This window comes from Pararhodobacter sp., assembly GCF_036802785.1.
Classification (GTDB): domain Bacteria; phylum Pseudomonadota; class Alphaproteobacteria; order Rhodobacterales; family Rhodobacteraceae; genus Pararhodobacter.
In genome coordinates this window covers 20,171-30,329 of record NZ_DAIRVN010000060.1, presented here as the reverse complement: position 1 = coordinate 30,329, position 10,159 = coordinate 20,171, and the positions used below count along the sequence as shown (strand labels likewise).

10 protein-coding genes are annotated in these 10,159 nt (G+C 65.5%); 5 read left to right on the top strand and 5 right to left on the bottom strand.

Annotated elements, in window-relative coordinates; genetic code table 11:
- Positions 1 to 233 precede the first annotated feature (233 nt).
- Positions 234 to 1,331 carry a redox-regulated ATPase YchF gene (ychF, locus tag V7Q53_RS17395; protein WP_333829991.1) on the bottom strand — a complete coding sequence of 366 codons (1,098 nt, stop codon included), beginning with the start codon at positions 1,329 to 1,331 and terminating at the stop codon, positions 234 to 236.
- A gap of 160 nt (positions 1,332 to 1,491) precedes the next feature.
- On the opposite strand from ychF, the gene trpA reads away from it, so the two are divergent.
- From trpA to V7Q53_RS17380, 3 genes are all read left to right on the top strand, one after another.
- Entirely contained in the window at positions 1,492 to 2,283 is a 792-nt protein-coding gene (gene trpA, locus V7Q53_RS17390) for a tryptophan synthase subunit alpha (RefSeq protein WP_333829990.1), read from the top strand.
- A gap of 254 nt (positions 2,284 to 2,537) precedes the next feature.
- Positions 2,538 to 2,768 (top strand): DUF2798 domain-containing protein, encoded by a 231-nt coding sequence (locus V7Q53_RS17385; protein WP_333829989.1) that lies wholly within the window; start codon positions 2,538 to 2,540, stop codon positions 2,766 to 2,768.
- Between the two features lie 175 nt (positions 2,769 to 2,943).
- A complete protein-coding gene (locus V7Q53_RS17380; protein ID WP_333829988.1) occupies positions 2,944 to 3,819 on the top strand; it encodes a lysophospholipid acyltransferase family protein in 876 nt (291 codons plus the stop codon).
- Between the two features lie 92 nt (positions 3,820 to 3,911).
- Here V7Q53_RS17380 and V7Q53_RS17375 read toward each other — a convergent pair whose 3' ends face one another.
- Positions 3,912 to 4,565 carry a DUF1236 domain-containing protein gene (locus tag V7Q53_RS17375; protein ID WP_333829987.1) on the bottom strand — a complete coding sequence of 218 codons (654 nt, stop codon included), beginning with the start codon at positions 4,563 to 4,565 and terminating at the stop codon, positions 3,912 to 3,914.
- A gap of 186 nt (positions 4,566 to 4,751) precedes the next feature.
- Between V7Q53_RS17375 and V7Q53_RS17370 the strand changes: the two genes are divergently transcribed.
- Together V7Q53_RS17370 and murA are read left to right on the top strand one after the other, a co-directional pair.
- A complete protein-coding gene (locus V7Q53_RS17370; RefSeq protein WP_333829986.1) occupies positions 4,752 to 5,921 on the top strand; it encodes an alpha-hydroxy acid oxidase in 1,170 nt (389 codons plus the stop codon).
- 127 nt (positions 5,922 to 6,048) lie between these two features.
- Entirely contained in the window at positions 6,049 to 7,359 is a 1,311-nt protein-coding gene (gene murA, locus V7Q53_RS17365; protein WP_333829985.1) for a UDP-N-acetylglucosamine 1-carboxyvinyltransferase, read from the top strand.
- Between the two features lie 168 nt (positions 7,360 to 7,527).
- Here murA and V7Q53_RS17360 read toward each other — a convergent pair whose 3' ends face one another.
- The 3 genes from V7Q53_RS17360 to V7Q53_RS17350 form a co-directional block, all read right to left on the bottom strand.
- Positions 7,528 to 8,457: an AEC family transporter gene (locus V7Q53_RS17360; protein WP_333829984.1), complete on the bottom strand. Its 930-nt coding sequence runs from the start codon at positions 8,455 to 8,457 to the stop codon at positions 7,528 to 7,530.
- 86 nt (positions 8,458 to 8,543) lie between these two features.
- Positions 8,544 to 9,341 (bottom strand): MBL fold metallo-hydrolase, encoded by a 798-nt coding sequence (locus tag V7Q53_RS17355; protein WP_333829983.1) that lies wholly within the window; start codon positions 9,339 to 9,341, stop codon positions 8,544 to 8,546.
- Complete coding sequence (locus tag V7Q53_RS17350) at positions 9,341 to 10,156, bottom strand: TatD family hydrolase (protein ID WP_333829982.1); 816 nt, start codon at positions 10,154 to 10,156, stop codon at positions 9,341 to 9,343. Before V7Q53_RS17350 ends, V7Q53_RS17355 begins: the two co-directional genes overlap by 1 nt.
- Between the last annotated feature and the right edge of the window lie 3 nt (positions 10,157 to 10,159).

Genomic DNA, 10,159 nt, shown 5'->3' with positions numbered 1-10,159 from the left:
TGCCCCCCACGGCGCGTTCCGCGCCTCCCCCCGGGATATTTGTGAACAGATGAAGAGGAGGCCTGCCACCTCCCTTCATCTTGCCGGAAATACGTTGGGGGGTGAGCGGCGTCTCGGGGGCCTTCCAGTGGAAGGCCCCAGCCGCGAACGCCGAGCCCGTGGCGAGGCCGGAGAATTGGCCGCAGGCCAAGAGGGGGGCAACGCCCCCCTTCTTCCTTCCCCGCGCGAATCTGTCAGGCGTTGAACAGGAAGTGCAGAACGTCGCCGTCCTTGACCAGATAGGTTTTGCCTTCGACCCGCAGCTTGCCCGCCTCACGCGCACGGGCTTCGCCGTTGCAGGCCACATAATCATCATAGGCGACCGTTTCGGCGCGGATGAAACCGCGCTCGAAATCGCCATGGATCACGCCTGCGGCCTGCGGTGCCAGAGTGCCTTGCGCGATGGTCCAGGCGCGGGCCTCTTTGGGGCCGACGGTGAAATAGGTCTGCAGGCCCAGAAGTTCATAGCCCGCGCGGATCAGCCGGTCGAGGCCGGGTTCATCCAGCCCCATCTCGCTCAGAAACATCTCGGACTCGTCGGGAGCCAGCTGCGCAAGTTCTTCCTCGATCCGCGCCGAAATCACCACATGCGCCGCGCCCTGCGCCGCCGCCATCTCTGCCACCCGGGCTGACTGGCTGTTGCCGCCGGCCGCCGATGCCTCTTCGACATTGCACACGAACAGCACCGGCTTGGCGGTCAGAAGCTGCAACAGATCCCAGCTGCGGCGATCATCGGCGTCAATGGGCACGGTGCGCGCCGGTTTGCCGTCATTGAGCGCGGTCTGCGCCAGCCGCAACAGGCGGTCCTGCTGCACCGCCTCCTTGTCGCCGCCCTTGATCTTGCGCGCCAGATTGGCCAGCCGCCGTTCCACCGATTCCAGATCAGAGATCATCAGCTCGGTTTCAATGGTCTCGGCATCCGCGATCGGATCGATCCGGCCCTCGACATGGGTGATGTCGCCATCCTCAAAGCAGCGCAGCACATGGGCGATGGCGTCAACCTCGCGGATATTGGCCAGAAACTGGTTGCCCAGCCCCTCGCCCTTTGACGCGCCGCGCACCAGACCGGCGATATCCACGAAGGTGATCCGCGTCGGAATGATCGCCTTGGACCCCGCGATCTGCGCCAGCTTGTCCAGCCGCGCATCGGGCACCGCCACCTCGCCCACATTGGGCTCGATGGTGCAGAACGGGAAATTGGCCGCCTGCGCGGCGGCGGTGCGCGTCAGCGCATTGAAGAGCGTCGACTTGCCGACATTCGGCAAACCCACGATACCCATCTTGAAACCCATCGCACCCTCCGGACCTTGGCTGGCCGCTTCTAGGCGTTGGCGCGGGCAGGATCAAGCGTGGTGGCGCGCCCGGATGGCGTGAGTGCCGGCTGCGGGCAAAGCATCATTGATTTTTCCGCCCGCGCCGTGCAAACCGCTGGCGACAGACAGGGAATGCAGCATGACCAGAATCGACGCCACCTTTGCCCGCCTCCGCACCGAGCGCCGCAAGGCCTTTGTCTCGTATATCATGGGCGGCGACCCGGATTTTGAGACGTCGCTGGCCGTCATGCAGGGCCTGCCGGGCGCGGGTGTCGATATCATCGAGCTGGGTGTGCCCTTTACCGACCCGATGGCGGACGGCCCCACCATCCAGTTGGCCGGGCAGCGCGCGCTCGCTGGCGGCATGACGCTGGAGCGCACGCTGGAGATGGTGCGCCGCTTCCGTGCAGACGATGACACCACGCCGATCGTGCTGATGGGCTATTACAATCCGATCTATAACCGGGGCGTCGAGCGGTTTCTGCTTGATGCCGGGGCGGCCGGGGTGGACGGGTTGATTGTTGTCGATCTGCCGCCCGAAGAGGATGACGAGCTGTGCCTTCCCGCGCAGGCGGCGGGGCTGAACTTCATCCGGCTGGCCACGCCCACGACCGACGACAAGCGCCTGCCGGTGGTGCTGAAAAACACCTCGGGCTTTGTGTATTACGTCTCGATCACCGGGATCACCGGGGCGGCGGCGGCGCAGGCGGGCGATGTGGCGCCAGAGGTGGCGCGGATCAAGGCGGCGACTGATCTGCCGGTGATCGTGGGCTTCGGCATTTCAACCCCCGAAACCGCACAGGCAATCGCCGGGGTGGCCGATGGCTGTGTTGTGGGTTCGGCCATTGTCAGCCAGATTGCGGCGGGCAAGCCGGTGGCAGAGGTTCTGGCCTTTGTGGCCGGGCTGGCGGACGGCGCGCACCGGGGATGAGCTGCGCTCCTCAGCCACCCGCGTTCCGGCCGTGCGGGCTTTCTTGACAAACCGCAAGATCGGCAATACCCACCGCTCTGTCGAGAAGATTTCAGGCCGGTCAGGTTATTCCGGCCCGCGCATCCCTGCGCGATCCAGTCGTGCTGCGGCTCATGGCCACGGTGCGAACCCACGGCACCAACCCTGAATGTGGCTGGTGCTGTGACGTGCGCGGGTTTTCCGTTCACTCAAGCACCCCCGCCTGAGAGAGCACGATGACCGACAAGAAAACCCTGCTGCTTGCGCAGCTTCTCATCACCCTGATGATGGCCGCGACGATGTCCGGCATCATGTCGCTGATTGCCATGGGGCCGAGCCTGATGTGGCTTTCGGCCTGGCCGAAACAGTTTCTGATCGCCTTTCCGATTGCTTTTGTCCTGAGCCTGATTGCCTCCAGGCTGGCCTTCGGCATCGCCCACCGGCTGCGCCCCCGTAATAACCCCTGACCGCGAGGGGTTGCTGCCACCGTGCCGGGGCGGCGTTTTGGGGCTTCCTCCCCTGCCCGGATGCTGTATTGCGTCGGCGATGGTGGAGGAACCGCCACGGCCGGAGCGGGAGTTAATGTCGGTTCCGGGCCTGATCTGAACTTGGAAAACGGTTGCGACGGCCCATATGATATCCATGCTTTCGCGTCGGCTCAGATCTTCCTGGCATCATGTCAGATACTTGCCCCTGCTTTCTGCGCTGACCGTTACCCGGTGGCGCAGCTTCGAGGCGCGCTCACGCAATCTGGGCACCGCCGTCGGGCTGGTGATGCGCTGGTTTCCCCTTGCCCGGCGCAAATTTACACGTGAGGTGCGGCGCGTCTTTCCCGATATGTCGCGCACCGACCGGGCAAGGCTGAGCGGCAACATGGGCCGCCAGATGGGCCAGACCCTGTTCGAGATCTATCATTGCGCCGAATTTCAGGCCCAGCAGGACAAGTTCACGGTTTCTGGCCCCGGCCTTGCGGCGCTGGAGGCCGCCAAGGCGGCGGGAAAGGGCGCGATCATCGTCTCGGGCCATTTCGGCCAGTGGGAGGCCGTGCGCGCGGTGCTGAAGGCGCGCGGCATGGAAACCGGCGCGGTCTACCGCCCGCAGTCCAACCGCCATTATCAGCGCCGCCTGCTCGCCGGGATCGAGGCGGGCGGCAAGCCGATTCTGGAAACCGGGGCGATCGGCACCAAGGCGCTGGTGCGTCATCTGCGCAGCGGCGGCTTCATCGCGATCCTTCTGGATGAGAAATACACCGGCGGCGAGCGGCTGCCCTTTCTGGGGCACCCGGCGCTGACCTCGGTCTCGGCGGCGCAGCTTGCGCTGAAATACGGGCTGCCGATGGTCCCCGCCTACGGCATCCGCACCGGGGATGGCAGCCGGTTCGATGTGGTGTTCGAAGAGGCGATTGCCCATACCGACAGCCACAGCATGACGCTGGCGTTCAATGATTCCCTCTCGGCGCGCATTCTGGCCAATCCTGACCAGTGGTACTGGCTGCTGGACCGCTGGAAAGGCGCCTGAAGGCAATGCCGGCATGGCAATGGCCCGGCTCACAGGAACCGGGCCACCAACGTGTTGACCGAACCAGCCGGAGCAAACCCCGGCAGAAAGCGTCAGCGGACGATATGCACCACCCGGCGCTCGGTGGGGTCAACGATCACCGGCACGCCGTTGACATAGGCGTAATGGTATTCGCTTTCCGGCACCGGCTGCAGGATCACACCTTCGGGCAGGCCTGAACCGACGACTACCTCACCATCAAGATAGACAGGCTGCACCGGATTTTCGCGCACATAGGTCACGGTCGTCTCGGTCGGTGTGGCAAAACCGCCCGCGCTCATCCCGGCCACGGCACCGACTGCGGCGCCAAAGGGCCCCGCCACAAGCGCGCCGACAACGGCCCCGACGGTGCCGCCGGCAACGACATTGGCCTCGCTGTCACCGCGATGCTCCACCACAGTAACAACCGTACGGGCCTCAGGGGCGGTCAGGGCAACCGGCTCGGATTCAATCTCGGTTTCCAGATAGGCGCCATAGGCCCAGCCCTGGGTGCCGTCCAGCGTGACCTCGCACCAGCTGTCGGTATCCAGACAGCCCGTGACATCGACACTTTCGCCCGCCCCGATCACGCCGAGGATATCATGCATCGGGCCCGGACCTGCGCGCAGGTTCAGGTCGGCGCTGGCAGTGGCGGTCGTCTGAGCCATCGCCGTGGTCGCCAGAAGGCTTGCCGCGACAGCGCCGCAAAAGAGGGTTTTGACATTCATAAGCGTATCCTTTCCAGTTACCGTCGTCCGGGCAGTTGCATCGCAGGCAGTTGCACGGGGGCCGGTTTCGTGGATAGACAACGTTCGCGCGCCCTATCCGTTCCGCAGCGATCGCGTGGAAGGGGTGCGCTTGCCCGCAATCAGGGCGTCTGGTAAGGAAACCTTACCAATCGCCGGAGGAATGCCATGCCCGTGATTACCTGTATCGAAGACCTGCGCCGCATTTACGCCCGGCGCGCCCCGCGCATGTTCTACGATTACGCCGAATCCGGTAGCTGGACCGAGCAGACCTTCCGCGAAAACACCACTGATTTCAGCAAGCTGCGCATGCGCCAGCGGGTGGCGGTGGATATGACCAACCGCTCCACCCGCTCGACGATGATCGGCGAAGAGGTGGCGATGCCGGTCGCGCTGGCGCCGGTGGGTCTGACCGGCATGCAGCATGCCGATGGCGAAATTCTGGCGGCGCGCGCCGCCGAGCGCTTTGGCGTGCCCTTCACCCTTTCCACCATGTCGATCTGTTCGATCGAAGATGTGGCAGCGCATACCACCAAGCCCTTCTGGTTCCAGCTCTATGTGATGAAGGATGAGGATTTCGTGCGCCGTATCATCGGGCGCGCCAAGGCCGCTGGCTGCTCGGCGCTGGTGCTGACGCTGGATCTGCAGATCCTAGGCCAGCGCCACAAGGATCTGAAGAACGGCCTTTCCGCCCCACCCAAGCTGACACTGCCCACCATGATCAACCTCGCGACAAAATGGCGCTGGGGAATGGGCATGCTGGGCACGAAGCGGCGGTTCTTCGGCAATATCGTCGGCCATGCGACGGGGGTTGGCGACACCTCCTCGCTGGCCAGCTGGACGGCCGAGCAGTTCGACCCGCAGCTGGACTGGGGAAAGGTCGAAAAGCTGCGCGACCTGTGGGGCGGCAAGCTGATCCTGAAAGGTATCCTTGACGCCGAGGATGCGAAAATGGCGCTGCGCGTAGGGGCCGATGCCATCGTGGTGTCAAACCATGGCGGGCGACAGCTGGACGGCGCGATGAGCGCGATCCGCATGCTGCCCTCGATCATGGAGGCGGTGGGCGACAAGGTGGAAGTGCATCTGGACAGCGGCATCCGCTCAGGCCAGGACGTGCTCAAGGCCCTGTCGCTGGGTGCGCGCGGCACCTATATCGGGCGCGCCTACATCTACGGGCTGGGCGCGATGGGCGAAGCGGGGGTAACCCGCGCGCTGGAGGTCATCCACCGCGAGCTTGATGTGAGCATGGCCTTGTGCGGCGAGCGGGATGTGCACAATCTGGGGCGCCACAACCTGATCATGCCACAGGGCTACGATGACCCGACGACTGTGATCTGAGCGGGCCCCGTGCGCGCAAGGGGCGCGGCCCTCACGGGCGGCTCCTTGCCGGCGCTGCCGCATTAGCGGTTCCGCCGCGCGCCGGGATTTGGTAGTCAGGCCAGAAAGTCAACACACCGGAGCAAGCATGGCACAGGCGCAACCGACAGAGCGGGTTCAGTATATCGTCGAAGGCGGACACCGGCTTCAGGGCGAGATCGAACCGAGCGGAAACAAGAATGCAGCCCTGCCCATCGTCGCGGCCGCCCTGCTGACCGACCAGCGTGTCGAGCTGCATAACGTTCCCCGCATCCGCGATATCGAGGCCCTTGTCGAACTGATCCAGTCGGTCGGCGCCGAGGCCAACTGGCTGGGCCGCAACACCCTGGAGATCACCGCGCGCCACCTGCGCCCGGCCGATCTTGACCCTGACCTCTGCGCGCGCATCCGCGCCTCGATCCTGCTGGCCGGGCCCATGCTGGCACGCTGCGGCGAAGTGACCCTGCCGCCGCCGGGCGGTGATGTGATCGGGCGGCGGCGGGTGGATACCCATTTCCTCGCGCTCCAGCAACTGGGTGCGACAATCGAGGTGAACAGCGCCTACCATTTCCACGCGCCTGCGCTGATCGGTGCCGATGTCTTTCTTGATGAACCCTCGGTCACGGCCACCGAAAACGCCCTATGCGCTGCTGTCTGCGCCAAGGGCACCACGATCCTGCGCAACTGCGCGTCCGAGCCGCATGTGCAGGATCTGGCGCGCTTCCTGACCGCGATGGGCGCGCAGATCGACGGGGTCGGCACCAATACCATGACCATCCACGGCGGGCGCCCGCTGGGCGGCTGCACCCATCGCATCGGCCCCGATCATATCGAGGTGGGCTCGCTGATCGGGCTGGCGGCGGTCACGCGCTCGGCGCTGACCATCCGCAATGCCGGCACCGAGCATCTGCGCTCAACCCTGATGAATTTTGAGCGTCTTGGCATCACCTGCCGGATCGAGGGCGACGACCTGATCGTTCCCGCCGAACAATCGCTGAAAATCCAGCCCGATTTCGGCGGGCATATCCCCAAGATCGAAGACCAACCCTGGCCCGCCTTCCCGGCTGACACGCTCTCCATCGCCATCGTCACCGCCACCCAATGCGAGGGCGTGGTGCTGATGTTCGAGAAAATGTTCGAGAGCCGGATGTTCTTCGTGGACAAGCTGATCGCCATGGGCGCGCGCATCGTTCTGTGCGATCCGCATCGCGCCATCGTTGCCGGGCCGTCGAAACTGCGTGGCGCGCGGCTGGAAAGCCCCGATATCCGCGCCGGTATGGCGATGCTGATCGCGGCGATGTGCGCCGAGGGCACCAGCATCATCAACAACGCCCAGCAGATCGAACGCGGCTATGAGCGTATCGACGAGCGGCTGAACGCCCTTGGCGCCCGCATCACCCGGGTTCCCGCGCGCGGCTGAGGCAGCTCCGGCAAAGACCCCGCCCGTCTCCGCCCCCCGGTCCGGCAGGGGGCTGACCGCCCCCATTCACCTGTTCAGAAATATCCTGCGGGGGTGAGGCGCGCAGCGCCGAGGGGGCGCAAAGCCCCCTGCCCGGCCTCCACTCACACCCCCGGCTACCCCCCCAAATCACCCCAGCGCCGTCATCCAGAACCAGGCCGAGAAGGCGCAGGCCACCGTGCCGATCAGCACACTGGAAGCCGCCACCCGGCGGGCGCGGCCATACATATTGGCAAAGAGATAGGCATTCACCCCCGGCGCCATCGCCGCCGTCACCACCGCCGAGCGGAACTGCGCCTCGCTCAGCGCCAGCCCGCGCCCCATCCCCCAGACAATCGCCGGATGAACCACCAGCGACACCGCGCAGGCATAGACGATCAGGCGCAGATCACCCTCAGGCCGGTAGCGGTACAGCACCCCGCCCAGCCCGAACAGCGCCGCCGGAAGGCCCGCCCGTGCGATCAGCTCCAGCGCCTGCCAGGCCGCACCCGGCAGCGGCAGCCCGGTCAGGTTGGCCGCCGCCCCCAGCGAGATGCCGATGACCAGCGGGTTGCTCGCCATCCCCAGCGCCACCCGCCCCAGCGTTGCGCCAATCCCCTGCCCCTTGGCCCGCACCGCCTCCATCGCGGTGATGCCGATCAGAAAGCAGATCGGCGAATGCAACGCGATGATGGCGAAATTCGCGGCCAGCGCTTCAGGGCCATAAGCGCGCTCGGTGATCGGCAGGCCCAGTAGCAGCGAGTTCGAGAAGAGGCAGACAAACCCCACCGCAATCGCATCCTCCCAGCCGCGCCCGAACAGATACCGCGCGCCCAGCAGGCCCAGCACAAAACCCGTCACCGCGCCGGTGTAGAAGCTCACCAGCAGCCGCCAGTCAAATTCCTGCCCCAGATCAAGCCTTGAGATGGCCAGAAAGAGCAGGCAGGGAATGGCGAAATTCTGCGAGAATTTCATCATGCCGTCGACCGTGCCCTCGGACATCCAGCCGCGCCAGGTCACGCCATAGCCGAAGGCGACCACCAGAAAGACCGGCAGGATGACATCGACAAGTGCCTGCATCGCCTAACGCCGCCTTCGGGGGGCGACACGCCACCCGGCGCCGGACGAGCCCTCAATGGGGTCGGCCGGCGCGCGCCCGGGGGCGTTCACAGCTCAAACTCCAGCACCATACCGTCATGGGCCGGGGTGATATCCTCCGGCGTCTCCGCCGCAAGGGTCGCATAATCAAGATCGACATGCATATTGGTCAGCACCGCGTGCCGGGGGCGGGCGCGCGCGATCCAGCCCAGTGTCATGTCCAGATGGGCGTGGGTCGGATGCGGGCGGCGGCGCAGGGCGTCGACAATCCAGCATTCCAGCCCTTCCAGAACCGACCAGCTTTCTTCCGGGATGTGCACCGCATCGGGCAGATAGGCCATATCCCCCACCCGGAAGCCCAGCGTATCCATCGAGCCGTGATCGGCGGCAAAGGGCGTCAGCGCGATCGGCCCGCCGGGGCCGTCTATGCTGAACGACCCCTCGATCGTGAACAGATCCAGTATCGGCGGATAGGGTGAGCCCGCAGGCTGCATGAAGGCATAGCCGAAGCGCGACATCAGCGCCTCCTGCGTGGGGCCGTCCGCCCAGACCGCCAGCCGCTTGCGGGTGTTGAAAACGATCATCCGCAGATCGTCGATGCCATGCACATGATCGGCATGGCTATGGGTATAGACCACCGCATCCAGCGCCCCCACGCCTGCATCCAGCAGCTGCTCGCGCATATCCGGCGAGGTGTCGATCAGCACGCGCGTGACGCCTGCATCGCTGATCCGCTCCAGCAGAAGCGAGCACCGCCTGCGCCGGTTGCGCGGGTTGGCAGGGTCGCATTCGCCCCATTCGCCGCCCAGCCTCGGCACCCCGCCGGAGGAGCCGCAGCCCAGGATTGTCGCGCGCAGCCGGGCCATCACGCAGCCGCCCGGTAAGTGGCAGCGCGGGTAAACAGCCGGTCGAAATTGGCGCTGGTCTGGCGCGCGAAATCCTCATAGCTCAGCCCCCACAGGGGCGCGATGGCGCGGGCGGTATGGGCGGTATAGGCCGGCTCATTGCGCCTGCCGCGATAGGGCGGCGGGGCCAGATAGGGCGCATCGGTCTCCACCAGAATGCGCTCCACGGGCGCTGCGGCAAAGATATCGCGCAGGGCCGTTGAACGCGGAAAGGCCGCAATCCCCGAGGCTGACAGATAAAACCCCAGATCCAGCGCCACCTGCGCCAGTTCCGGCCCCGAGGAATAGCAATGCATCACGCAGCCGAAGGCACCCTCGCCATGCGCCTGCGTCAGGATGCGCGCCATATCCTCATCGGCATCACGGGCATGGATGATCAGCGGCAGCCCGGATTGCCGTGCAGCCTCGATATGAATGGCCAGCGACTCGCGCTGCAGCGCGGCGCTCTCGCTTGTGTAGTGGTAATCCAGCCCCGATTCGCCGATGCCCACGCATTTCGGATGCGCGGCCAGCGCCAGCAGTTCCTCAAGCGTCGCCATGGGTTCATCCGCCACGCTCATCGGATGGGTGCCGGTGCTGAAAAAGACGCCTGCATGCGCCTCGGCAATGGCGCGGATCTCCGGCAGCTTGCGCAAACGGGTGCAGATGGAGACCATCCGCGTAACCCCGGCGTCGCGGGCGCGGGTGATCACGGCGTCAAGCTCGCCCTCGAAATCCGGAAAATCCAGATGCGTATGGCTGTCCACGATCTGCGGCGGGGTCGTCTCTGACGTCATCAC